At 33.5% G+C, this 26,874-nt stretch carries 19 protein-coding genes and 1 riboswitch; of the genes, 14 read left to right on the forward strand and 5 right to left on the reverse strand.

What is annotated here, in order from left to right:
* Positions 1-90: 90 nt before the first annotated feature.
* The 4 genes from IC221_RS25250 to IC221_RS25265 all read left to right on the forward strand — a co-directional run bounded on the left by IC221_RS25250 (position 91) and on the right by IC221_RS25265 (position 7,143).
* Positions 91-1,611 carry an alpha-L-fucosidase gene (locus IC221_RS25250; protein WP_188171616.1) on the forward strand — a complete coding sequence of 507 codons (1,521 nt, stop codon included), beginning with the start codon at positions 91-93 and terminating at the stop codon, positions 1,609-1,611.
* 95 nt (positions 1,612-1,706) lie between these two features.
* Positions 1,707-2,837, forward strand: a complete 1,131-nt coding sequence (locus IC221_RS25255; protein ID WP_188171617.1) for a glycoside hydrolase family protein — start codon at positions 1,707-1,709, stop codon at positions 2,835-2,837.
* Positions 2,838-2,894: 57 nt separating this feature from the next.
* Entirely contained in the window at positions 2,895-4,505 is a 1,611-nt protein-coding gene (locus IC221_RS25260; RefSeq protein ID WP_223241490.1) for a sulfatase, read from the forward strand.
* A 118-nt stretch (positions 4,506-4,623) separates the two neighbouring features.
* Positions 4,624-7,143, forward strand: coding sequence for a glycoside hydrolase family 2 TIM barrel-domain containing protein (locus IC221_RS25265; RefSeq protein ID WP_188171618.1), 2,520 nt, complete (start codon positions 4,624-4,626; stop codon positions 7,141-7,143).
* 131 nt (positions 7,144-7,274) lie between these two features.
* Here the strand turns inward: IC221_RS25265 and IC221_RS25270 are convergent, their stop codons facing one another.
* From IC221_RS25270 to IC221_RS25285, 4 genes are all read right to left on the reverse strand, one after another.
* A complete protein-coding gene (locus tag IC221_RS25270; protein WP_188171619.1) occupies positions 7,275-8,690 on the reverse strand; it encodes a PP2C family protein-serine/threonine phosphatase in 1,416 nt (471 codons plus the stop codon).
* A 555-nt stretch (positions 8,691-9,245) separates the two neighbouring features.
* The gene (locus IC221_RS25275) at positions 9,246-10,280 is read right to left on the reverse strand and encodes a bestrophin family protein (RefSeq protein WP_188171620.1); all 1,035 of its coding nucleotides are present in this window, start codon (positions 10,278-10,280) and stop codon (positions 9,246-9,248) included.
* Positions 10,277-10,783, reverse strand: coding sequence for a hypothetical protein (locus IC221_RS25280; RefSeq protein WP_188171621.1), 507 nt, complete (start codon positions 10,781-10,783; stop codon positions 10,277-10,279). The genes IC221_RS25275 and IC221_RS25280 overlap by 4 nt, the downstream gene beginning before the upstream one ends.
* Before the next feature lie 200 nt (positions 10,784-10,983).
* Positions 10,984-11,418, reverse strand: a complete 435-nt coding sequence (locus IC221_RS25285; RefSeq protein ID WP_188171622.1) for a helix-turn-helix domain-containing protein — start codon at positions 11,416-11,418, stop codon at positions 10,984-10,986.
* A 100-nt stretch (positions 11,419-11,518) separates the two neighbouring features.
* On the opposite strand from IC221_RS25285, the gene IC221_RS25290 reads away from it, so the two are divergent.
* The 4 genes from IC221_RS25290 to IC221_RS25305 all read left to right on the forward strand — a co-directional run bounded on the left by IC221_RS25290 (position 11,519) and on the right by IC221_RS25305 (position 13,788).
* On the forward strand, positions 11,519-11,998 hold the full coding sequence (locus tag IC221_RS25290) for a nuclear transport factor 2 family protein (protein WP_188171623.1): 480 nt from the start codon (positions 11,519-11,521) through the stop codon (positions 11,996-11,998).
* 30 nt (positions 11,999-12,028) lie between these two features.
* Positions 12,029-12,565 (forward strand): hypothetical protein, encoded by a 537-nt coding sequence (locus tag IC221_RS25295; RefSeq protein WP_188171624.1) that lies wholly within the window; start codon positions 12,029-12,031, stop codon positions 12,563-12,565.
* 154 nt (positions 12,566-12,719) lie between these two features.
* Positions 12,720-12,821, forward strand: a riboswitch (SAM-I-IV-variant riboswitch).
* A 51-nt stretch (positions 12,822-12,872) separates the two neighbouring features.
* Positions 12,873-13,223, forward strand: a complete 351-nt coding sequence (locus tag IC221_RS25300; protein ID WP_188171625.1) for a hypothetical protein — start codon at positions 12,873-12,875, stop codon at positions 13,221-13,223.
* 13 nt (positions 13,224-13,236) lie between these two features.
* Positions 13,237-13,788 carry a hypothetical protein gene (locus IC221_RS25305; protein WP_188171626.1) on the forward strand — a complete coding sequence of 184 codons (552 nt, stop codon included), beginning with the start codon at positions 13,237-13,239 and terminating at the stop codon, positions 13,786-13,788.
* 146 nt (positions 13,789-13,934) lie between these two features.
* Here the strand turns inward: IC221_RS25305 and IC221_RS25310 are convergent, their stop codons facing one another.
* On the reverse strand, positions 13,935-14,234 hold the full coding sequence (locus tag IC221_RS25310) for a hypothetical protein (protein ID WP_188171627.1): 300 nt from the start codon (positions 14,232-14,234) through the stop codon (positions 13,935-13,937).
* Positions 14,235-14,965: 731 nt separating this feature from the next.
* On the opposite strand from IC221_RS25310, the gene IC221_RS25315 reads away from it, so the two are divergent.
* The 6 genes from IC221_RS25315 (at position 14,966) to IC221_RS25340 (ending at position 26,787) form a co-directional block, all read left to right on the forward strand.
* Positions 14,966-17,137 carry a PKD domain-containing protein gene (locus tag IC221_RS25315; RefSeq protein ID WP_188171628.1) on the forward strand — a complete coding sequence of 724 codons (2,172 nt, stop codon included), beginning with the start codon at positions 14,966-14,968 and terminating at the stop codon, positions 17,135-17,137.
* A 472-nt stretch (positions 17,138-17,609) separates the two neighbouring features.
* Positions 17,610-22,409, forward strand: a complete 4,800-nt coding sequence (locus IC221_RS25320; protein WP_188171629.1) for a RecQ family ATP-dependent DNA helicase — start codon at positions 17,610-17,612, stop codon at positions 22,407-22,409.
* A 337-nt stretch (positions 22,410-22,746) separates the two neighbouring features.
* Positions 22,747-23,460, forward strand: coding sequence for a YecA family protein (locus IC221_RS29640; RefSeq protein WP_223241491.1), 714 nt, complete (start codon positions 22,747-22,749; stop codon positions 23,458-23,460).
* A gap of 271 nt (positions 23,461-23,731) precedes the next feature.
* Positions 23,732-24,328: a hypothetical protein gene (locus IC221_RS25330; protein WP_188171630.1), complete on the forward strand. Its 597-nt coding sequence runs from the start codon at positions 23,732-23,734 to the stop codon at positions 24,326-24,328.
* Between the two features lie 22 nt (positions 24,329-24,350).
* Positions 24,351-25,220 (forward strand): GIY-YIG nuclease family protein, encoded by an 870-nt coding sequence (locus IC221_RS25335; protein WP_188171631.1) that lies wholly within the window; start codon positions 24,351-24,353, stop codon positions 25,218-25,220.
* Between the two features lie 28 nt (positions 25,221-25,248).
* Entirely contained in the window at positions 25,249-26,787 is a 1,539-nt protein-coding gene (locus IC221_RS25340) for a P-loop NTPase fold protein (protein ID WP_188171632.1), read from the forward strand.
* The last annotated feature ends 87 nt before the right edge of the window (positions 26,788-26,874 follow it).

Here is a 26,874-nt window from a genome sequence, read left to right on the forward strand (position 1 = left end):
TTGACTTAGTTTATTCAGCAAATCAATATAGACTAGATTATTGGACTTCTGTCCTAGCACTTCACTAGATTAATGAATATAACGATAGAAATGAAGCGAATTAAATTAATTACATTATTTGTCTTTGCATTGTTCATAGGGGCATGTAATAAAAAACAAGAGCAACCTAAGGAAGCAAAAAAACACTTTGAGCCAAATTGGGAATCACTAAGTCAATACGAGTGTCCTGAATGGTTTAGAAATGCCAAGTTTGGTATATACACACACTGGGGTATTTACTCGGCTTCTATGGCAACAGGTAACTCAGATTGGTATGGTAGAAACATGTATAATGACTGGCATCCGAATTATAAATTCCATAAGGAAACATATGGAGATCAGAAAGAATTTGGATATAAAGACTTAGTGCCAAAACTGACAGGTGATAAATTTAATGCTGATGAGTGGGCTGAATTGTTCCAAAAAGCAGGGGCACAGTTTGCAGGACCGGCAGGAGAACATGCTGACGGTTTTTCGATGTGGGATTCTAAAGTGAACCCTTGGAACTCGGTGAAAATGGGGCCGAAAATCGATGTGGTTGCGGAGATGAAAAAGGCAGTGAAGAAGAGAGGAATGAAATACGTGGTCAGTTTGCATCACTCTTGGCTTTGGGGTTGGTACCCTACATGGGATGAAAACACCGATTGTGCGAATCCAGAATTTGCAGGTTTATATGGACCAAAAATTCCTGAAACTTCTCGTTTATTGAAGATTGGTGATGAGAAAGGATCTTATCCAATGCCTAGTCCTGAGTTTGAAAGAATCTGGCTAGAAAAAGTAAAAGAAGTAGTAGATGGTTACTCTCCTGATTTGCTTTGGTTTGATAACAGAGTTAGAATTTTATCTGAAGGTATCAGAAAGCAAATGGTGGCCTATGTACATAACCATAGTGCGGAAAATAACATCGAAAGAGTATTTACATTTAAGCGTCCTGACTTTCCATTGGGCGTAGGAACGGTAGATTTGGAGCGTGAACGTATGCCAGATATCTACCCTGATCCATGGTTAACGGATACATCTATTTCAAAGTCTTCTTGGTCTTATGCTTCAGACTTAAAATGTTATCCTACCAACCGTTTGATTGATGATCTTGTGGATATTGTCAGTAAAAATGGTTGTCTATTACTAAACGTTGCACCACATCCTGACGGTACAATCCCTCAAGAACAAAAAGAACGTTTGTTGGAAATGGGAGCATGGTTAAAACTAAATGGTGAAGCGATTTATGATAGCCGTCCTTGGTTGATTTTTGGAGAAGGCCCAACCAAAACAAAAAGTGGTCACTTAGCAGATCAGAAATTTGATGGTTTTGGAGCTGAAGATATCCGTTTCACCACAAAAGGAGATCAGTTATATGCCATTGCATTAGGCTGGCCTGAATCAGGAGTATTGCCGATCAAATCATTAGGTTTAATTGCTTATAATTCAAAAGTAAAAGATGTGGAATTGATTGGTCACAAAGGGAAATTGAAATGGGAAAGAACGGAAGGTGCTTTAAATGTATCGCTTCCTGAAGATAAGCCATGTGATTTTGCTTATGTATTTAAGATCAATTTTAAAGACAATAAATAGTAAATGACTTTTGGATGGTTTGCGTTGTGATCCGTGAATCACAACGTGAATCATTTCTTTATTGAAACATTTTACCATTGAATGCACTAGCGTACATGAGATCATTAATATTTTTATTATGCATTATATGTCAAGGAACTTCAATTCTTGCTCAAGAAATGAATATTGGTGCTCTGGTAGTACCTGTTGATGAAAAATGTAAGTTTATCGACTCTGATTATCATATATGGGGTGCATCTGTAGTAAAAGGTTTTGATGGGAAATACCATATGTTCTATTCTCGTTGGAAATATGAATTGGGACATATGGCATGGGTCACTCACTCAGAAATAGCTTATGCAGTAGCAGAAAAAGCAGAAGGTCCTTATGAACATGTAAATGTAGCTTTGCCAGCCAGAGGAAGAGAATTTTGGGATGGAACGACTACACATAATCCTACTATCATCAAACAAAGTGGGAAGTACTATTTATATTATATGGGAACTACATCAGCTGTCGAGGCACAACAACCAACCTCTATGAAAAATAAAGATTGGTGGATGTATAGAAATAATCAGAGAATAGGTGTGGCTTGGTCGGAAAACCCTTCAGGACCTTGGCATCGCTTGGATCACCCTATTATAGATGTGGCTGAAAATGATGATGCTCCTGATGCTTTAATGACTTCCAATCCTGCAATTAATATTAGTCCGAATGGAGGTGTTTTTGCCATTTATAAAGCAGTCGGTAAACAAAAAGGATGGAAGCCTGTAGATATGACTACGAATGAAAGTTGGCAAGTTGCTAAGGGAAGTCAAGTAAAATATATGTTAGCATTTGCTGATCATCCGCTTGGACCTTTTAAGAAAGAGAGTAAGACTATTTTCGAATTAGAAGAAGCAAATGGGGAACATATGATTGCTGAGGATCCTTATGTTTGGAGTGATCATCAACAATATTATGCTATTGTAACTGATATAAAAGGCTATTTTACAGGAGATAAAGGGGCCTTAGCATTAATGGAATCTAAAGATGGTTTGCATTGGGAGGCAGGGAAGTTTCCAAAAGTACTACCTAGTAAAATTCCTAAGCAAGATGGAACAACGACATCGTATAAAATAGAGCGACCTCAACTTTTATTGGAAGAAGGAAAGCCCACGCAAATTTTTGGGGCTTTAGGCATTACTGTAGATGGAGTATATCGAGGACATGCTTGCAATTTGAGAATCCCATTATCAGTGGAATAAAGAATTTTTATAGAAATGAAATAATACACTTAACTTCAAAAATGATTTAAGACTATAATGAAAACGTTTAACAATAGAATTTTTTTTAAGGCTGGAATGTTGCTTGCATTCTTGTGCTCAACAGCAATCTCATTTGCTCAAAAAAAGCAACCTAACATCATTTATATTATGTCGGATGATCATGCCGCGCACGCCATTGGAGCGTATGGAGGTAGATTATCGTCACTCAATCCGACACCTAACTTGGATAAACTGGCAGACGGGGGGATTCGTTTTAGCAATGCCTTTTGTAATAATTCTATTTGTACGCCAAGTAGAGCATCAATTATCACTGGCCAATATCCACAAACGAATGGTGTATTGGATTTGGATATTCGCTTAGAGCCGGAAAAGCAATATTTACCGAAAGAAATGAAAAAGTTGGGGTACAGTACTGCAATCATTGGAAAGTGGCACTTGCACATTGAACCAACAGCTTTTGATTATTATAAAGTGTTGCCAGGGCAAGGAAAATATTTCAATCCTTCATTCCATGAAAAAGGAAAAGGAGAGTGGCCAAAAAATAAAGTGAAAACTGAAGGGCATTCAAGTGATGTAATTACAGATGTGACGATCGAATATTTAGAAAATAGAGATAAGGATAAGCCGTTTTTCTTAATGCATCATTACAAAGCACCACATGATTTCTTTGAATATGCTCCTCGTTACGAAGACTATTTAGCGGATACAGAAATTCCAGAACCTTCAAGTTTATATTACCAACCTAATTGGGGATCGGAAGGTACAAGAGGAGCTAATGATTCTTTGACAAATTATATCGGTACTTCGGTTTCTGACCGTCATATGTATAGAAACTATAATAAATTCTTCCATGAGGATTCTCTAAAAGGCCAACAGTCGGCACACGTTGCTTATCAAGATTATTTGAAAAGATACTTGCGTTGTGTGAAAGGTGTAGACGACAACTTAGGTCGTTTATTTGATTATTTAAAGAAAGAAGGGCTTTGGGAAAATACCATCATTGTTTATACAGCAGACCAAGGAATGATGTTGGGTGAGCACGATTTACAAGATAAACGTTGGATCTATGAAGAGTCGATGCGTATGCCATTTATCGTACATTATCCTAAAATGATCAAAGAAGGGAAGGAAGCTGACCTTTTAATTAATAACACAGATTTTGCTCCTACATTAATAGAAATGGCAGGAGGAAAAGCACCTGAGTACATGCAAGGGAAAAGTTTTGCAAGGACGCTAAAAGGGAAAGAAGAGAAGGATTGGAGAACGGCAACTTACTACCGTTATTGGATGCACATTATTCACCATTATGTTCCAGCCCACTTTGGTTTACGTACCAAAGATTATAAGTTAGTATTCTATTATGGAAAGCACTATTTACCAGAGTCAGAGTATGCTAAACATTATTGGGCAAAACAATATTATGGTATCGAAAGAGAAACACCTCACACTTGGGAGTTTTATGATCTTAAAAATGATCCGGAGGAATTGCATAACCGCTATGATGATCCTAAATACCAGGAAATTATTGCGAAATTAAAATCAGAGTTGAAACAGCAAAGAGAAGAACTGAATGAAACGGATGAGAACTATCCGGAAATTCAAGCCATTGTTGAAAAGTACTGGGATACAAAAACGTTATCAGAATAAGAACAGTTTCTCGCTCTTACACTAAATACCCTCTCTTTTGATTAAATTTTTTTACTCAAAGGGAGGGTATTTCTTTTACATTCATCTTGTAATACTACATCAAAACAAACAAAAAGAGATGAGAACTACTGGATTATTACTGACACTATTACTGATGTTTTTTTCATGTACTCAAGTCAAAAGACGGACAGTGGATGATTTTAACTTTGGATGGAAGTTTATCAAAAACGAACAACAAAATGCGGAACAAAAAGCCTATGATGATACCACATGGGAGAACATCAGACTACCGCATGATTGGAGTATTTTAGGAGGTTATCAAAAAGATAAAGGTGCCTCAAGTACTGGTTTTACAGAAGGAGGAATAGGGTGGTACCGAAAAACATTTACTGTTCCAGCATCCGATAAAGACAGGGAGATTTGGGTAGAATTTGATGGAGTGTATTGTAACTCTACAGTCTATATTAATGGAAAAAAACTAGGGTTTAGACCAAGTGGATATTCTAGTTTTTCTTATTCACTTTCTGAACATCTTCTATATGGAGAAGAAAATGTGATAGCCGTAAAAGTGGATCATTCCAATTTTGTAGATTCACGTTGGTACACTGGTTCGGGAATTTATCGTGATGTGAGATTAGTAAAGACTTCTAAAACACATATACCACAATGGGGTGTTCGAATAGAAACATCTAAACTTGCAGAAAAGGATGCTATTGTTCGTGTAAAAACAACGATCAAAGGAAGATCAAAACATACCTCAGTGAAGGTTAGTGTTTTGGATGAAGAGAATAAAGTGGTTGCTGAAAGCAAAGCCAAAGCAATCACAGGTAATGTAGTTGAGCAACAGTTACAGGTATTACAACCGAAACTTTGGGGGATAGATCACCCTTATTTATACACTGCTAAAGTTCAAGTGATTGAGAAAGGTCAAATCGTCGATGAAATAGAAGAGCATTTTGGTGTCAGAGAATTTGAGTTTGATGCACAAAAAGGCTTTTTCTTGAATGGGCAAAATGTAAAAATAAAGGGAGTCAATTTACACCATGATGTTGGAGCAGTAGGTGCAGCAGCCGTAAGAGATCACTGGGTTTTTCGTTTGAAAAAGTTGAAGTCAGTAGGAGTCAATGCTATTCGAATGGCACACAATCCTCATTCACCATTATTGATGGACTTATGTGATGAAATGGGCTTTTTAGTGATGAACGAAGCGTTTGATGAGTGGTATGTTCCTAAGGGAAAAATGATGAACTGTTTAGGAGGAAAGAAAGCACCCAAAGAAATTTCGACTGGATACCCTGAAATCTTTAGAGAGTGGGCAGAACGTGATTTGAAAGATTTGATTCGAAGAGATTATAACCATCCTTCAGTGATCATGTGGAGTATTGGAAATGAAATTGAATGGACTTTCCCTGCTTATTCTAAGACCTATGCAAAACTTAAAAAAGGCATCAGAGAGTATGAAGATACACCAACATTTGATACTACAATCATTAAACCTGTATTTGATAAAGTAACGGGTGGCGTAGATTCTCTTTCTATTATTGCTCATCAGTTATCAAAGTGGGTCAAAGAAGAAGATACAACACGCCCAACGGTTTGTGGAAGTGTTCGTCCCTCCATTGCTTTTGCAAGTGGATATGCTGATGCCGTTGATATTTTAGGACTTAATTATAGAGAGATAGATTATGATGCAGCCCATGCTGCTTTTCCTAATAAAATGATGTTGGGATCAGAAAACTGGGTGGCCTATTCAGAGTGGAAAGCCGTTCAAGAAAGAGATTTTATTCCAGGTATTTTTGTGTGGACAGGTTTTGCCTATTTAGGAGAGGCGGGTTTGTGGCCTAGAAAAGGATTAAATATTTCTCTATTTGATTTTGCAGGTTTTAAAAACCCAAGAGGACATTTCTTTGAGTGTTTATGGAAAGAAGATCCAAAAGTATATATGGTCACTACTCCGGTATCAATTTCAGAGTATTCTTATAGTCAAAAAGAGGGTTGGAAATTTGATATACAGTTAAGAAAACCTCCAGTATGGGCTGAATTGAGATTATGGGAATGGTATAAAGTCAATGAACATTGGAATTATAAAAAAGGGGAGGAAATCGTAGTGCAAACCTATACCAATTGTGAAGAAGCTGAACTTTTTCTTAATGGTAAAAGCTTAGGAAAACAATCTATTTCAGATTTCGCTTCAACTGACAATATCATCAAATGGTTAGTTTCTTATCAAAAAGGAGAATTGAAAGTAGTAGGCTATAATCAAGGACAAAAAGTGCAAGAATATGTATTAAATACAGTAGGGAAAGTAGCTAAAATTGTCCTTGAATCAGACCGCTCTCAGATGAAAGCCAATCAATATGATGTTGCTCATGTCAAAGTGAAAATGTTAGATGAAAAAGGGTACGAAATTAAAAACCTCGAGGAGCAAGTAACATTTCATGTAACTGAAGAATTAGAATTAATCGGTGTAGATAATGGTTCAGAAATGAATGTGTCAGCTCATAACACGAATCAAGTGAAGTCTCATAAAGGCAGAGCACTAGCAATGCTTAGAGCAAAAACACAATTGGGAAATGGGAAGATCTACGCTACAGTAGGAGCTTTAAAAAGTAATGAACTCTCGATCGACCTTCAATAAATTAATTTGAAGTAATTGTATAAAAATACCTCATCATAAACCCATGATTTAAGAGTGGATTTATGATGAGGTAAAAAAAGGTGAAGAGTACCCTGATCCTTTCCTATTCGTTGAGTGGTACTCCTTAGTTTTTAATTCAAATTAAAAGCTAAAACTGTAATATCATCTTCTTGTTCAGATGCGAAGTTTTTGCTGATATATTTTTGGATCTGTGCGGTCCAATCTTTTTCATATTTACCGTAGAACTCCTGACTTATTTTTATAAGGTCCTCAGTTTTTTCAGTTTGCCCAATTTTAGTCAGACCATCCGTAAACAATACAACCACATCATCAGGAGAGATAGAAAACTCTACATCTTTGAAGTTTTTGATTAAGTTAAATCGATCCCCAATTGGAGCATTTGTATGTGGAAGTTCATTGACATTGTCTTCTTTAACTAAGATACCTCTACCGTTAGCAGATGTATAAATCATATTATTCCCTTGGAAATAAGCAATGGATAAATTCACTTCATGTTTAAACTGCTCTCTATCGTCTATTTTATGATCAAATTTATTGATTAAATAATCATGTAAATTGTACAAAAGAAGACTAGGGTAATAGGGCAGTTCCTGAAGGGAATCAAAATATCCTGAAATCACCATTGTAAGGAGGGTAGCACTAATGGCGTGACCTTTACAATCTCCAACTACTACTAAAGTGATCTTATTATAATCATTGACATAGTAGAAATCTCCACTAATCGACTCTTTTGGTTTATAAACCAAGGTGTGTTCATTGAAAAAGTCTTTTAATATTTCATTTCCAGGAAGGGTGATTTTTTGAATTTCAGAAGTATATTTTAAGGCCTCTTGAATAACAAATAAATCTTGTTCAGCCTTAATTCTACGTTGTTCTTCCTCAAGAGCGGTTGTTTTTGTTTTTGCTAATTCAAGCTCATGTTCCCTAGTTGAAATTAACTCTTCTTGCTGCTGACGAAGTTCTTCTTCTTGTTGAATTATTTCATCGTGGTATAGTTTTAACTCATTTTCTCCCTTATTACGAGCAATTTCATATTGGACAATCGTCCAAAGGGTATCCGTACTCGCCCCAACTAATACTAAAGCAAAGAAGATATTATTTTGTAATTCTGTAAGTGCTATTCCATTAGAAGGTGACCATTCATTGATAGAAACGACAGACAAAATAATTGCCAAAACTAATATCAGAGAAGTATACATAGCACCTGTTTTAATATCAAAAAACAAGAAGCTTACAGCCATTGTTGGGATATAAAAATAGATGACAGGTGAAGTAATTCCTCCTCCAATAAACGATATTGTAGTAACAATAGCTGTTAGTAGTAATATTTGAAGATGCAATATCCAAGTCCACTTTTCTGATTTTGATGAAAAAAGGACAATACCGACTTGTATCAACGTGAGGAATGATAATGAAACTATCTCTGTTTTTAAGTCTAAAAATAGAAAAATTACAATGAATGCAATCTCTATGGATAAAAAGACTTTAGTCTTAATCTTGAAAAAGTTGTATAAATCAAATTTCATAGGAAAGAGTATAATAATTAAATTGGAGATAAGTACTACTAGCATCTAGGCCTCTCATTGCAGCCTAGTGTTTATTGTTATGATAATGATGCAATGTCTTTTTCTTCTAATTGGAATTTTCTTCAATAGTGTTACAAAAGTTGCAAAAATAATGTTTTAGTGAATCATACATTACATACAAATGTAATAATACTAAGTAATAATTGTAAATATCCAATAAAATAATATTGAAAAATGAGTGTAAATCGCTGATAATCTATTTTTTAAATTTATAATACAAATTATTTAAGTGTGAATGAGTACTCATTTTCCGTGTAATTTTTCGTGATAATTCTTTTCTAAAAGATGAATGGTAGGAACTGTTGAAGGTGATAATTCATTTTGATGTAAAGAAATGTTCATTGATAAATACAATTTGTATAATGATTATGTTGTTGTTTGAAGTTTTATATGTCGGAGAAGCATGGTGTTATAAGAAAAGCCTTTATCAATAACCAAAGATTATCAATAAAGGCTTTATGGGTAGCATTATTTTTTTATACTATTCAAATAATTCTACATCAAAATATCATTCTTAGATTGAATAGGTGCTGGCAAATCTGTTTCACCTAGCATTTGGAGTAAATCAATTTCAATAGTTCTGCACAAGGATAGCATTGGAATATCATTAGCCATGCCTTGGAACGGATTTTCAGAATAATCTCCTACTATTTCCATCATCACATAAACCCACCCTACCAGAGCAGAAATTGGTACTGATAGCCAAATTCCCCAACTACCTAGTTTCATTAATTCTGGAATCATACTAAAAGGAAGAAGGGCAATAAGTATTGTTACAAAATACCTACTCATGTTGGCATATTGACGAGGTAAAGGAAACTTCTTTATCCTTTCATTTTTTCCTTGTAAAGTATAGAAATTGGAGAGGACTTTAACCATTTCCATATGCCTGAAATCTTCGATCAAATCAGATGCTCTCAGTTGTTTCAGTTCACGGGACTGTTCATTGATGATTTGTGTGGCGGTATTGATATAGTTGATCAACCGTTCATATTCAGTGGAAGGTAAAAAGTTTTTCAGTTCGGATTTAGTTACTTCGTCATCCACTAAACCCACTCCAAAATTCTTTTGAAAATATCGGGCAGTATTACCAATATGTCCCTTTTGACTAGAATGTTCCCAAGGAGTTGAAACTAAAAGTTGACTTCTATGTGCATAAAGCCAACCAATATGACGATAGATCAATCTTTTTTTGATGGCTTTAATTTCACCCTCATCCACCTTTTCATTCGTAAATTGATTAGTGATAAAACCATCCACCATCATTCCCCAAGTTCTGCTGTCATTAATGATACCTCCCCAAATTTTTCGTGCTTCCCACATCCGATTGTACGCCTGATTATTTTTAAAACCTACGTAAAAAGCAACTGCCGTTCCTATCACCGAAATAGGTAGCCATGGAATACTTATTTCTATTATTTTAAAGTAATAAAGAGCAGCTACTGAGGCCATAAAAACCATAAGCCAAAGCATGTGCATCCCAGACCATTGTATTAGCCTTTTTAATCCAATACCTTTTGAAGTAATCATAGATTGTTGTTTAAAGAGAAATTACTAAGTACGTCGAAGTAGGGTTTTAACCTGAAATGAAGGTTTGTATCAATTATTAATGCTAAAAAGAAAAGACCTACAAGTCCAAGAGAAAGCCCTTTGAGATAATCTGTTTTGAAAATAAAAAACAATCCCAAGGATAGGACAATCAATACAGCCCATACAGGTTTTAATTTGGAATACGCCTCGTGGTCTTTTTTCGCTTTTTCAAACTCCTGTTCAATCGCTTTTGCTGGGCTTTCGTTATAAACGGACTCTACATTGGTGAGGTGACCATTTCTAGTGAATGTAAGAAAACCTCCGTACCCTAATAGCATTACAACTGCTAATGAAATAGGAATCAAAGTTCCTTTTAATAATTCATGATTGCTTCTTAGAATTATTATTGCAGCAATAAGAAAGAGAATACCAAAACATAACATCACCTTTCCTTGGTAGATATCACCTTTGGCCCAGATTGTTGTGTGTTCAAGTAGTTTCATAATTGTTTTTTTGAATTGAGTCAATTTCTTAATGTTTGACTCATTCAAATTATAAAAAAAACTCAATGACTCAAATAATTGAACACGGGATTTATCCTTATTGGAGGTAGTAAATGTGTGGACATTGGAGGCCAACATCCCCACATAAAAACATAATTCCTGATTTTTAGAAAAAAACTTTTCAAAAAAATCAACTTGTCTTATGCTTCACGATTAGCACTAAATTTATTTGTTCCAACACTCTCTGTAATAGCTTTGATAACTCCGTCTTTATCCTTTTTCACGAGCTCTATAAATTCAGGGCTCACATTTAAACCATCCTTATGTTTAGCTGACCAGATAATAAGCTCTAGTAAAATTGGAATGAGGTCTATTCCCTTCTCTGTCAGTGTGTAAACTTTAAATTTCCTTTGTTTCTCATAAGGGCGCGACTCTACTACTCCTAAACTTTCTAATCGTTTTAAACGGTCAGTAAGGATGTTTGTAGCAATGCCTTCCTTCGAATTTAGGATCTCTTTAAAGAATTTTTTCCCCTCAAAAACAAGGTCTCTAATCACTAATAATGTCCACTTATCTCCAAGGTATTCCAAGGCATAATTAATAGGGCATTCTGATCTTAATTCATCTTTTTTCATTTTATAGCTTGTAAAATGCAAGTTAATGCTTTATGTTTGTAAAAGATTGCAAAATGCAAGTTAAAGATTATTTATTTAAAAACCTTTTAATAAAGTTAAAATGGAAACGCAAAAAATTGATTTACAGAAGTATCAAAAAGCATCATGGACAGCACAAGAAGTAGAAAATGCAACAATCGTAGTTGACTTTGTGCAGAACTTGATGAATAATCATGATTTTGAATATATCAAGAACACTTATGGAAGTCATCCCTACAAGCAGCACAATCAAAGTATGGTAGACGGCTTAAAAGGAGTATTGGAAGTGGTTTCTAACTTTGCGAAAACGTACCCTGATTATATGTATGATGTGAAGCATATTTATGTAGATGGGGAACACGTAACGGTTCACTCACATGCCACAAATGATAAGAAACATAGAGGAAATGCTCAAAAAGGGTTGAACATCATGGATGTGTGGAAAGTAGAAGACGGTAAAATCACTGAACATTGGGATGCTGTACAGCCTATTCACGGTCAAATGAGATTTTACTTCTGGATGGTCGGTGGAAAATTCAAGAACGAAAACACTTATTTCTAAACAATTACCTCTCTTCAAATTAAAAATATCATGACAAAACTAGGAGAAGCAACAGCACAAGCTATTATTAATGCAAACATTGAAAGTATCAATATTTCAGAATGGCTTTTTACGATTACGACTGAAGAATATGCCGCCTGTTCATCTGGACATCAAAGTGCAGCACAAGGACAACTACCATCAGGTAAAAGAGTATCTATGAATGTAGAAAATGTAGCGGGCTACTTTATGGTACAGCACTACATTGAAACAATCTCTGAAAAGGACAGAGTTTTAGCGGTTTCACCCAATACGACACTTTGGTTGGATGATGTCAATTATGTAATCCTACAAATCACTTGGGAGTTGAAAGTTGAAAAAATAGATGAGAACACTTGTTTACTTACTTGTAAAGTGATTTCAGAAACCGAAAATGAAAAATTTATTCAAGCTACACACGAGCTAACAAAAGACATTGATCCTCAGGAAACACCTTTCCAGCTTCATATCAATGAAGAAACACCGCTCTTCGCTAAAGATATTGAAAGAAAAGCACTAGCAGGTGTATTTATGTTGGAAGAGGCTTGAGATAGTACAAATTTCCAAAGAAGAAATGCTTCTGATTTTCCTTTGAATAGAATAAGGGGGGATTGGGAGCATTTCAAAACAATCTTAATCCAGATAGAAAATAGAACACGTCAATAGTTGTGTTTTATTTCAGAAATATGCACTTTTGAATTGATAATAGCATCAAGAGCAGTGTTTTAACACTCACCAACCGATCTTTCACCAAGGCACGGTGGTAAATATGATGTGAGGCGACCGCCTAAAAACAATATGGTCACTTCCCTTCTTTTCTTGATGCAATAGTTTTAATCCTTTAAATACTATTGTAATGCAAAAACATACTTTTTCAGACAAAGAGATTCAAGTACTCAACGACTATTTCGTTTATGGGGTTGATAAGTACTCTCGTATGTTTACTCAGGTTTGTACCGATATTAAGTCTTTCAAAAAGGGGGTATTGACCATTGAATTATCTTCCAGTAAAGAAAACTTTCAAGCGGATTTGACCTTAGCTCAAAAAAGAGTAAGGAAGGTATTGGAATTTAACCCAATCTTCAATCTAAATTTCAAATCTTGTCAAGTCCACTTTTTGAAAAGTACTTGGCTAAGTGGTGATGGAATAACTACGCCTCTTGAATTTGAATATACTCTTATTTCAACGATTATTATTAACCTTTAAAACTACTTTTATCATGCTGAAATTAAAAGAATTAGAACTTACTGAGCAAACCGAGCATTTAATTACAAAGAGAATAATCATGATCAGAAGGTTTGAAGGGATCTATTTGAAATTGAAGTGGGTTGCTTTAGAATCCGTAACTTTTTGGGCTTGGCAAGAAAAGACAGAAGATCTTCTCTCTGATAAAGAAATTGTACAGCTTTCAAAAAAAGTATTTCAGGGCCTAATCACTGATAGGGTTGTACATATCCATGTTGTGCCTGAAAGAAAAAAAGCAAAGTTGAAGAGAAAATTAAATTTTATGTTTTCTGAAGGTTTTCGTGAAGTTCCTCACAAAGTGTTTTCTACAGAACACCCCAAGTTTATAGCAGAAGTAAGATCTGAAGATTTTAAAACGGATTTATTGTCATCAAAATCTTTCGGAACGGATCAATGCCGTTTTAAATTGGTTGTCACTTATTATGACCCCAAGGAGATAAAGTCCATTTATACATTAAAACGAAGAATAGATTCGGGGGCACATTTTGCAAAGGTAGAAATGCTTTACAAACGGCATCTCATTTAATGAGACGAAGTACTAAGCCTCAAGGCCGGGGAAGTACTCAACGTACTCGGTTTTATTTAAACCACAATATTTACCCTCTTGATTCAATGCTATGTCAATAGCTCAAGAGGGTAAATGTTCGTAATTATTTTTCGTAAAGGAATGTATTATTTCATCTTGATGATGAGATCCTCATAAGCTACTCTTAATTCTATAAAAAATTGCTTTTTAGCCTCTTCAGTGTCGCTAGAGCCATATTTGTCAAGTAATTCCTGTAAAGTCGTAGAAAATGGAGTTAACCATTTTGGTCTGTCACCTAAATGGCCAGACCATACCGTAATATTACCAACAATTTCACGAATAGAGTATAAATCTTCTTTTTCAAGAGCATCTTTTATTGTTTCAATCGATCCTTTAAAGCAATTGTCAAGTGCATTTTCCGCTTTCTTTTCTTCAGGTGTGAGCATGATATTTCTATTTGGTATTATTTAAATATATGAATATTTGCTTTTAAGTACTAAGCCAAAAATAAATCATAGTTAATTCTAATTTATTTTTTGTGAGTACAACGCTAAGAAACGTATTAATAGTGGTTCTATTGAAAGTTTTTTGAAGGAAGTAATCGCAAAACAATAAATAGAATTAGTATTAAATAATTTTGTCTTGGTACTTAGATACGTAATATTTGAGTCAATGTTTTAGGACAAACATCTTACTTTCGTCAAGAATACTCCTTAAGCTTATAATTATTTCTATTAATTCCTCTAAATCAATGTTTTAAAATAACTTATGCAATTTTACTTTTTGAATAAAACCGTAAATGAGGAAGATAAATTATTGATTTCCTTTCGTATTGCTTACAAAAAGTGACAAGGGTGTTAATCAATAGGTTCTCAAATCAATTTTATATAATTTTATTTTGTTGTACTGCCTCTCATCGGATTTTTTAATCATTGTTGCCGGATTGCTTTCCTTCTTAATTAATAACATTTGTATAACAATATAAATGTGTTTTTTGGACTAACGAAGGGTAAGTACAAGGCTAAAATAAACGATAATTAATTCTTACTTGTTTTTTTGAGAATAACGCTAAACGTATTAATAGTGGAGCTATATAAAGTTTTTAAAGGCAGTAATGAAAAAATAATAAGAATTAGTTCTATGATTTTGTCTTAGTACTTATCCACAACTAAATACTATGAAAAAACTTTTACTTACTTTATTGATTTTGTATCCTCTTCAGCTTTTTGGTCAGAGCACTATTGAAGGAACCTATCAAATTGGCGAATCAGGAGATTTTTCTTCATTTACAAAAGCAGGTGAAGTGCTAAATCATACCCCTTTTTCAGGTGATGTTCAATTGGTAATAGAAGAAGGAGTTTATATTGATAGTTTGATTCTGGATCACTTAGAAACTAATGGGTATGGCTTGAGCATTACAGCAATGGGAGCAAAGGAAAATACAATTATCTATCCTCTGAAATCATTACGTGATACGGAGGCAGGTTTTTACTTCAAAAACATTGATGGGTTAGAAATTGAAGGACTTACTTTTAAAAGTGATTCCCTTAATACAGTAAGAGTAGAGACTATTTTGAATGAGAATAGTTTGATCGGTGTGGACTCATGTACGAATGTTGCTATCCGTAATATCATTGCCGAATCAGATACAATTATTGGCACCACATATGATAAATTTGCTTCATCAAATATACGATTAATTGGTGTGCATAATGTCTTGATTGATTCCTCCTATTTAGAAGGGGCAATGTCAAATATCGCTTTTGTATTTGAAGACTCATCAACCAATATTGAAATTAGTAATACCTCTTTTGAACATTCTGGTTTTGATGTGTTTTCATTAAAACAACAAGGGAGTAACCTTTACATTCATGATTGTGAATTCTTATCCGAAAGATATCTCAGACATTCAAATCATATTTACCTATATGGTAATCCTACAGACTTGAATACAAGAAGTGGTTTTTATGGAGATGTAATCATTCGTGATAATTACTTTAATGGCAACAATTCTGATGTCAATACTAAATGTGTTTATTTACAATATTTTGATGATGCGATCATAGAAAGAAATGAAATGCTGGGAGGTTACTATGCTATTTTTATGGTGCATGGTGATTCAGTAGTGATCAATCAAAATAAAATTGTCACAGATGTGTACAAGAACATCGAATGTGGAGGTAACAATAAGTACTACCTCACCAACAACACTTTTATATCTCACAATGGAAGTTATAATATCGATGACCAATTGACTTTCGAAGAATTGGTGATCGCGAACAATACTTTTTACAGACATGAAAGACCCACAAATTCTAGTGCCTCATTCCTCAATATTGATGCTTTTCAAGGAGATTCGTTAGCTATAGTGAACAACCTATTTGTGATGGCTGATACTCTCGATAGAATAATTCGTTTGGATGATTTTGAACACAATTTAGAGACTTCATCTTTTGTGATAGATCACAATGTAGTGGTAAAGAGTAATCCCACTGCTCATTTTAAAAGGTATTATTACATGACAAATATGATTGTCAACGATGATAATGATTTAGATACTTCCTTCGTAACATTAGATGAATTTCAAAATTACCTCCCTCAATTTGATCAAAATTCCTACGTTACAACTACCCATAATTTTGAATATCTACCATCGCCTTCAACTGAAAGTAGAGCTTTTATAGATTCCGCTGATTTTCATCTGAAAGATGGCAACACTTTTAGACAAGGGATGTACTATGAAGGTATCGGAAATGATTATGATAACGATCCAAGAATCGTATCAAAAGGCGTAGATGTAGGCGCCGATCAATATTATTTAAACACAGACATTAGTTCAGCGTCTTGTGACGATGATCTTACAGTTTCGATAGAAAATGCTCATCACAATATCACCTCTTACACCTGGCACTTCGGTGATGGAACTATCTCAACTGAAGCATCACCCACTCACACTTATGAAGAGATGGGAGAATACACCGTTTCATTAGTCTCTTGTGATGACATGAGCTATTGTGATAGCGTATCATTTATAATAACTGTAGAAGATCAAAACTGTAAACCCGAAGACGAAGAACCATTATTCTCAGCATTGGATCAAACATCTTTTGTCGTTTACCCCAACCCAACAAAAGGGAGTATTCAATTTAGTAGCCCCAAAATAACAGGTAAAGTCAATGCACAACTTGTCAATATCAATGGTGTAGTTTTATACGAAGCTTATGAAGAGTTATCATCTTTAAGTCTTTCTGTAAGTAATGTATTGTCAGGACTACAACCTGGACTCTATATTCTAAAAATGGAAGAAGGTGGTAATAGCTATAAGAAAAGAATTGTGTTAGGGGAATAGGGAAGGGTGTTTTATGATATTAATACCAGTTGATGATTGCAATGAAATAACAAAGTTTTCTAAAGGTAAATAGAGACCGTTATTCCTAAATTAATTGATAAAATTCATGCTCAATAATTCTTCCTCATTAATAACGTATGGTTATTCTATATACTATTTATGAGGAAGGAATGGAAATTATTCTTTACGTTAAAGAGAATCTTAAGATTGTAGGTGTTAATGAAGAAAACCGTCGAATACTAAACAAGAAGGTGTCGTCTTTGGTTTTATTACCCATAACGAATTAATTAAATCATAAGATGTTGAAATACTTTTAGATGTAAAAGAATGTAGAGAAAGGGAGTTATTAAAACAAATGTTACAAATCCACTATCTAACTATGAACTGAAGCACAATGTTAAATGTAAATTTGTTAACATAATTTATTGTAATATTTAATTAATTATTGTGATTTATTATATTCAGTTTTTATATGGAAGCTGTTGTATTTATCGATATTGAGGTTAATGTAAAGTCGAACAGAATTGAAGATATTGGAGTTTTGACTGATGATGGAATAAAATCTCATTCCACATCTAACAAAGATTTACTTCGGTGCATTCAAACCAAAGATTTTATCTGTGGACATAATATTTTTGTGCATGATTTACCCATTATCGAAAAACAATATGTTGTATCTTTTGAAGATAAATACGTGATTGATACTTTACATTGGTCACCTTTATTATTTCCAAGCAAACCCTATCATAAACTTATAAAAGACGATAAACTTCAGACGGAAGAACTGAATAATCCATTAACCGATTGCCTTAAAGCGAAAGACCTATTACAAGATGAAATATCTGCTTTTCATAAACTCGACCATGAGTTAAAATCAATATATTATTCTTTGTTGAAAGATAGAAAAGAGTTTAACGCTTTTTTTAAGTATATCGATTACAATGAAGAGGAACGGAATCTATCAGCATTAATCAGAAAAAGGTTTAAAGAGAAGGTTTGTGAAACAATATCCATAATTGAAGAATTAATAATTGATTATCCCATTGAATTAGCTTATGTATTAGCATTAATTTCTATCGATAATAAGTATTCGATTACGCCACCTTGGGTGATTAAAACATACCCTGATATTGAAACTGTATTTCGACTTCTTCGTAATACAAAATGTTCTTCTAATAGTTGTCGCTATTGTCAGAGAAAATTAAGTGCCAAGGAAGGGTTAAGAAAGTTCTTTGGCTATCCTGAGTACCGAAAATTTGAAGGGAAATCGTTACAAGAAGATTCAGTCAATGCAGCCATAAATAATGAGTCTATTTTAGCTATTTTTCCAACAGGTGGAGGAAAGTCAATCACTTTTCAAGTTCCAGCATTAATGAGTGGTGAAAATGTGAAGGGACTAACGGTTGTGATTTCACCATTACAGTCATTGATGAAAGATCAAGTCGATAATTTAGAAAAATCGAATATTACAGATGCTGTAACAATCAATGGATTGTTGGACCCTATCGAAAGAGCAAAATCTTTTGAAAGAGTTGAAAATGGAATGGCTTCTTTATTATATATCTCTCCTGAGTCATTGAGGTCAAGGTCGATAGAAAGACTTTTGTTGGGAAGAAATATCGTTAGATTTGTGATCGATGAAGCCCATTGTTTTTCTGCTTGGGGACAAGATTTTAGAGTGGATTATCTATACATTGCGGACTTTATTCAAAATTTACAAATAAAGAAAAAACTAGATTATACTATCCCTGTTTCTTGTTTTACAGCAACAGCAAAAAAGCAGGTAGTCAACGATATAAAGCATTATTTTTCAAGCAAATTATCTCTTCAGTTAAAAGAATTTAGCTCTAAAGCTTCAAGGACTAATTTGAGCTATCAAGTGATTCCTAAGAAAGGAGATAAGGAAAAGTATGCTCAACTTCGTGAGCTGATAGAGGCGAAACGATGCCCCACAATTGTTTATGTTTCAAGAACTAAAAAAGCCTACAAAATTGCAGAGCAATTAAATCAAGATGGATTTTATGCTAGGGCTTATCATGGAAAAATGGACAAGAATGAGAAGTCTGAAAATCAAGAACTTTTTATTAATGGAGAAGTAGATATTATGGTTGCTACTTCTGCTTTTGGAATGGGCGTGGATAAAAGTGATGTGGGGATGGTAGTTCATTTTGAAGTCTCGGATTCTTTAGAGAATTATGTACAAGAAGCAGGCAGGGCAGGAAGAGATCAAAGTTTGTCAGCGGAATGTTTTGTGTTGTTCAATGAAGAGGATTTAGACAAGCATTTTCTTCTTCTCAATCAGACAAAGCTAAATTTCAATGAAATCAAGCAAATATGGAGTGCCATCAAACAGTTATCTGTTTATAAGGGAAGTGTTTCAAATTCAGCCTTAGAGATTGCAAGAAAAGCAGGTTGGGATGACAGTATCAAAGAATTGGAGACAAGAGTGACTACTGCTATAGCGGCATTAGAAGACGCCGGCTATGTAAAACGTGGACAAAATATGCCTCAAGTTTTTGCGGATAGCATTCAAGCTAAAAATGCACAAGATGCAATTGATAGAATATACTGTTCTCCTCGATTTAATGAAGATCAAAAGCAGAATGCTGTTCGGGTCATCAAAAAACTATTTTCTTCCAAAACCCGCATAAGAGAAGATGATGAAAAAGCAGAAACGAGAGTCGATTATATATCAGATCACCTTGGCTTGAAAAAGGAACAGGTTATAGAAGTCATTACTTTACTGAGGGCAGAAGGTATTCTGTCTGATGCAAAGGATTTGACTGCTTTTATCAAAAGAGAAGACAAGAAAAATAGGTCTTTAAATATATTGAAGTCCTATCATGGTATAGAGAATTTTTTAGTAGATCAATTTTCAGAGGAGGAATGTCAATATCATATTAAAGAACTCAATGAAAAAGCAGAAAGTGAGAATGTCTCTAGAGTTAATCCTCAGAAAATAAATACAATTTTAAACTTTTGGGTGATTACAAATTGCATCAAAAGGAAGAAAGATGAGTATTCAAATCATCACTTTATTGTAAAATGTAAACTATCACCTGATGCATTAAAAAAGAAAATTCAATTAAGGTCTACTTTATCAGAATTTATCGTTGAATTTTTGTTCGAGAAAAGTATAAGTCAAAATCTAGAAGGGAATGAAATACTAGTTCATTTTTCAATTTTAGAATTAAAGAAAGCCTTTGATTTTAAAAACGCTTCATCGCTTTTTAAGGTAAACGCCAAGTTAGAGGATATTGAAGATGCTCTTTTTTATTTGTCGAGGGTTGATGCTATTAAGATTGATGGAGGCTTTTTGATTACTTATAACAAGATAAAGGTTGATCGATTAGAGCAAAACAATCAGATAAAATATAAGAAGTCAGATTATGAGAAATTGGATCAGTACTATCAGAACAAGACTGAACAGGTGCATATAGTAGGAGAGTATGCCAAAAAAATGATCCAAGATTATCAAGATGCATTGCAGTTTACGGAAGATTATTTCCACTTGGAGTACTCAGATTTTTTAAGAAAGTATTTTAGAGGTGAAAAAGGGAAATCATTAAAAAAGAATATTACTCCTGCCAAATATGAACAGCTTTTTGGTGGATTGTCCATCACTCAAAATAGCATAATTAAAGATAATAAGTCAGATTATATCTCTGTTCTTGCTGGTCCTGGAAGTGGGAAAACTAGGGTGTTAGTACATAAATTAGCCTCATTGATTCTCATGGAAGATGTCAAACATGAACAACTTTTGATGTTGACCTTTTCGAGGGCAGCGGCTACAGAGTTTAAAATGCGACTTAAAGCATTAATTGGAAATGCAGTGTATGGAATTGAAATTATGACTTTCCATTCTTACTGTTTCGAGATATTGGGTAAGGTAGGAGACTTAGAAAAGTCGCAGAATATAATAGCTTCCACAGTAGAGAAAATCAAGAATAAGGACATTGAACAATCCAAAATTACTAAAACGGTATTAGTGATCGATGAAGCCCAGGATATGGATCAAGCGGAGTTTGAATTAGTGTCTACCTTGATGGAGATTAATGATGATATGAGGGTAATCATGGTGGGGGACGATGATCAAAATATATATGAATTCAGAGGGGCTTCATCAAAATATTTAGAAGACTTTATTCAACATAACGGAGCAGAAAAGTATGAACTGACTGAAAACTACAGAAGTGACATCGCATTAGTGGATTATTCCAATCAATTTGTCAAAAAGATCAGTAACCGGTTAAAGGTAAATCAAATCACCTCCAGATCGAAAGAGACAGGTTCCGTAAAGTTAACTAAGTATGTTTCCCAACATTTAACAGAAGCGGTGGTAAGAACAGTTTATCACAGTACCTTAAAAGGTTCAACGTGTATACTTACTCATAAAAATGAAGATGCTTTACAGATTACAGGCTTATTGAATATGATGGGAAAAAAGGCCAAACTTATTCAATCCAATGATGGTTTTAACTTATTTAATTTATTAGAAATACGTCAGTTTATTATTGCTTTAGATTTTGAGAATAGTGAGGCTATTATTGACAATAATAAGTGGAAGGATTCTATAGAAAAGATTAAATCGAAATTCATAAACAGCCAACACTTATCGTTATGTCTAAATGTCATAGCTGAATTTGAAGCACTTTATCCCAAGATTAAATACAAATCAGATTTTGAGATTTTTATCAAAGAGTCCAAACTAGAAAACTTTATTAATTCAGATGAAGAAACAATTCTAGTATCTACAATCCATAAGTCAAAAGGTAAAGAGTTTGATAATGTATTTATCATGTTGAAAGATAAAATAGAGAATACCAATGCCAAGAAAAGAGAGCTGTATGTAGCTTTTACTAGAGCGAAACATCACCTATCTATCCACACCAATAAAAACTACCTAAATAATATTTCTATTCCACATCTTGAAGTTTTGGAAGACGATCAACACTATGAACCTTCAAAGCTTTTACTCCTTCAAGCTACTCATAAAGATTTATGGTTAAGTTTCTTTGTACACAAACAAAAGTACATCTCAAACTTAAATACTGGTGATGCTCTTCTTTTTGATCAAGATGGTTGTTTTACTCAGGATAACTATCCCATTTTAAAATTCTCCAAAGCCTTTAAAGAGGAGCTTCAGAAGCTATCTCAAAAGGGATATACCATAGCAAAAGCAAAAGTAAGTTACATTATCTTTTGGTGGTCTGAAGAACATAACAAAGAAGTAAAAATAGTATTACCAGAATTGTTGTTGAGAAGATTATAAATATTATCATATTTATTAGATGTTATAACTCAGTGAACTAAAAAATAAACGCTTTTAACTATTAATTATGAAGGATATAGAAAAACAAATACTAAAGGGATTACCTGACTTTCACCATTCCATGCAAATGGAAGAGTTGTATGTAAGGTTCTTGGATATGGATTATTTTACCATAAAAGATATATAAGAATTACCCTATGATACATTAATAGAAGACCTTGTAAAAGGTGTTGAAGATGGAATAGCACGTTATCCTTACTTTGAAAAAATAGGAGAAGAATATGAGGAACCTATTGAAGTCGGCATTATATACCATGGACTACAAATTTTAGGTGAAATGGCTCCTGAAAGAGGAAAAGACTTATTACTAAAAGTATTTACTCAATCTGAAGAATTCCTTGATTTCTACTTGTTAGATGAAGTAATAGATTTTTATGGTGTTTGTTACAAAATGCTGAATAATGATTTAGCATTAGTAAAAGATTATTTGCTGTCTCCCTTACATTCATCATTTGCTAAATCCACTATGGTAAGAGGAATGTGTGCGATCTCTGTTTATCAACCAGAGCGTAGACAGGAACTGCTCCACTTTATGGATGAAGTATTGCATGAGTATCTAACGTCAACGGATTCAAATGTGATAGATCCCTCTCTAAATGCAATGATCTTAGGTGAAATTGAAGATGCAAATTTACATGAATTAGAGCCTTATATAAAGAAACTATACGATGCTGACAGAATAGATAAGTCGTTTTGTGGCAATTATGAAGAATATCAGATCTTTTCAGAAGGATTTGCATTGAATGAAAATAACTATACTATAAACGTAGTCAAAGTAACTTACCTTGAATTAGAAGAAACTTATAATCCTGATGAAAGAATGTTTGATCTTTCAGGTCTAGAAGAGGAATTGGATTTCGAAGATGAAGAAGCGGAAGAGATAATGAACGCTTACCTTTATGAAAAATCATTATCAAAAGAACCCAAAGTAGGTAGAAATGATCCTTGTCCGTGTGGAAGTGGCAAGAAATATAAGAAGTGTTGTATGTAGTGCGCTACTACTTTCTTTAGTAAAAGAGAACTGATGTTTCGTACACCATAGTTAAGCTATGGTGTACAACTCCCTGTTTCAAGTGTTCATCGCGAGCTTCACTTGGAACTGACTATTGGGCAAGTCTCCTGACTTGCGAAACCCAATCAATACTAAAATGATTAAAGGTGAAATTCAAATTGTATTATGTTATAAAATAATTGTGCTTCTTACTATATTTATATCACATTTAGTAATGATATGACCAATTATAACAAACAAAGATTTAATCATGGATTTTTTTATTGACGAAGGCCAAATTGAACAAGAATTTGAAAGATTAGCAAACGAGCTTTTGTTCACCAAAAAGTTGAATGTGAATGGTGAACATTTTTCATTTACCGAAATAGAATTTTATTACTATTCTGAAAAACACCACCAAGATGCTTATACCCATCATCATAATGAAAAAGAAGGCAAATGGAGATTTCATAAAATGGGATTTGATTTCACTCTCAGAGGAAAAACAGGCTTTGGTGGGATTTTGATCCGTGGAGTAGAAAACAAAGGTGAGTTTATTAATGGACCGTTAAGGTCCTTATTTCATATAATGAGTTACTTGAACGATGTAAACTCTACTGACAATAAATTAGGTTTGATAGAAAAGGAACAAGCCAAATCAACTGTATATAGAACTTTCAGAAAAGGACTAAAAACTCCTGATCCACAATTGAAGTGTAATAATCCTGAAGGTTTCAAAAATGCACGTTATCGATTTATCATAAAGCCAAGAGAGAGTAAACAATTGGAGCAAAGAGAAGCAATAGCTAGGTCTTTTGATGATCCAGAAATGAGCAGGGAGTTTTTTGGGTATAATTTGAAGTCATAATTCAACAATACGAACAAAAAAGATGTTTGGAAAAACAATTAAAATATATTTATCAGATGCTTCAGCAAGTGGATTGAGGCATGTAGAAATTGTCAATTGGTCAGGACAAGCGGTAGCATGTCCTAGAAGTAAGTTTTCAGAGTTGAAAAAATGGGAAGAAGCTCAAAGGCCTGGGGTTTATTTTCTATTAGAACAACATGCTACTGATGGTAGAAATAATGTTTATATAGGAGAGTCTGAAAATGTATATAGTCGATTAGTTGATCATTTAAGAAATAAGGACTTTTGGAGTGAGGTAATCTTTTTCTCTAGTAAAGATGAGAACTTGACTAAAGCACACATCAAATACCTTGAGTCAAGATTGACAGCTATTACATTGGAAGCAGATCGATATGATCTAGAGAATGGCAATACACCTCCAGAATCTTCATTGCCAAGATCTGAAAAATCTGCAATGGAAGAGTATCTACATAACATTAAAATGGTACTAGGAACACTCGGTCATCCATTATTGGAAAAACTAGACAATTCAGCAGAATCAAAAGAAGATAAAAATGATGACATCTTTTATTTTAAGATAAAAGGTTTGACTGCAAAAGGAAAGATAAGTAATGAAGGATTTGTTCTCTTAAGTGGATCCCAATTAGTGAACACAACTACTGAAAAATTCAATAGAAGCCATAAAAAATTACTAGAAAAAAGAGAAGATCTAATTAAAGATGAAACTCTTGTAGAGGTAGATGATCAGTACCTTTCATTGCAAAAAGATATTCTTATAAGCTCATCATCATACGCAGCCGCACTGACTGCAGGAACTGCAAGAAGTGGCCCCGAGAGTTGGAAGAACGAAAAAGGAAAATCTTTGAAGGAAATTGAGGAGGAGGGGATATAAAAGCAAACCATAAAGACAAGTATTCAATATGATCGAACCAATTGATATAAAAAATCCAAAAGAAGTTTTTGAAAATCATTTTAATCAAAATCGTAATATTCTTTTTTCTGCACCTTTTGGTACGGGTAAAACATATTTTTTAAGAAAATATTTTGGAGAATGGGAAAATGAAAATGACGGAATTGTAATTCATCTTTCACCTGTTCATTACAGTGTAGCTGATAATAAAGATATTTTTGAGCAGATAAAAATTGATATCTTAATTGAGTTGATGAAAAGTAAACATGTGAAAATTGAAGACATAAAATTACCAAGTCAGTTTATTATTTACAGTTTTATTCAAGATCAAATAAACAATTTTTGGAAGGGAGGAGCTGCTTCATCATTGAGTAAAGTATTTGATGTTTTTAGTTCAGGAGTGAAGTTATCAGCATTAGTGAAAAATATTGAAAGTAAGAAAGAAGAGTTTGATACATATAGGCAAAAAATTGATTCTTCAAATCTTGAAAAAATTGAAATCTTCTTTTCTTCATTTCAGGAAGTTAAAGGTAGTGTTTATGAAAGAGATACCATTACTATTTTAATATGTGATTTACTTGAACAAGTAGAAGGAGAAAAAGTACTAATTGTAGATGACCTAGATAGGCTAGATCCAGGTCATTTATTTAGGATATTAAATATTTTTGCGGCACACGAAGATTATCAAGTAGACGGAGAAAATGTAAATAAATTTGGCTTTAACAAAACTATAATAGTTGGCGATATTGAAAATTTCAAAAGTTTGTACGAGCATTGGTATGGTATGCAAAGTGGTTTAGCTTTTGAAGGATTTATCAATAAGTTTTACTCTACGAAACCCTTCAATTTTTCTAATGGTGATACAATAAAGCTTATAATAAATAGTTGGTTTGGTAGTTCCGAGGTTCTTAGAAATAATAATCCATTAGAATCAGTTTACATAAAACAATTTGTGATTCCTCTTTTTGAACTTTATGTTGAAAAAGATTCTTTAACATTAAGGGAGTTAATTAAGTTAAATGAAATATTTGATCCTCAGAAATTATATGATGAGTGGCCCATAAGTAAGAATAACTATTACCTTAGAGATAAACACTTTACAAATTTGAGTGAGCTCATTAACTTTTTCTTCTTTTCTTTAGTTGAATTATTTAAAAATAACATAACACGTTTAAAACAACTATTTTCAACAAAAATTGAAAGTATTGATATTGAAAGTAGCACTATTAAAGAAAGACTGTTAGCTTTTTTAATTTTAGCAGAAAAAGATCTGTTTGATGAACTAGAAACCTACTATGATAAAAATATGAAACCAATAAGAATACCACAGAAATATAGCAAACAAAAATTATGGATTGAGAAAAATAATGAATGGTCGATTAGTATGGTAGAAGTAAAAATGAGCACAACTGAAATTCATAATTCAAATACTTTTATTTTTGATGGTAAATCATACGAAAGAATACGTGTTAAATATGAATATGATGGAATTTATTTTGAAAAGATAATTAGTAGTGCATTTCAAAGATACCTTGATAGCGAACTATGAAAATGTATTTTGGGTCAACAACAAAAAGTGGGCAAAAAACATAATGTTGTTATCTTTGTCATGTTATGAATGATGATTTATTAGCCT

This window comes from Flammeovirga sp. EKP202 (genome assembly GCF_014534745.1).
GTDB lineage: Bacteria > Bacteroidota > Bacteroidia > Cytophagales > Flammeovirgaceae > Flammeovirga.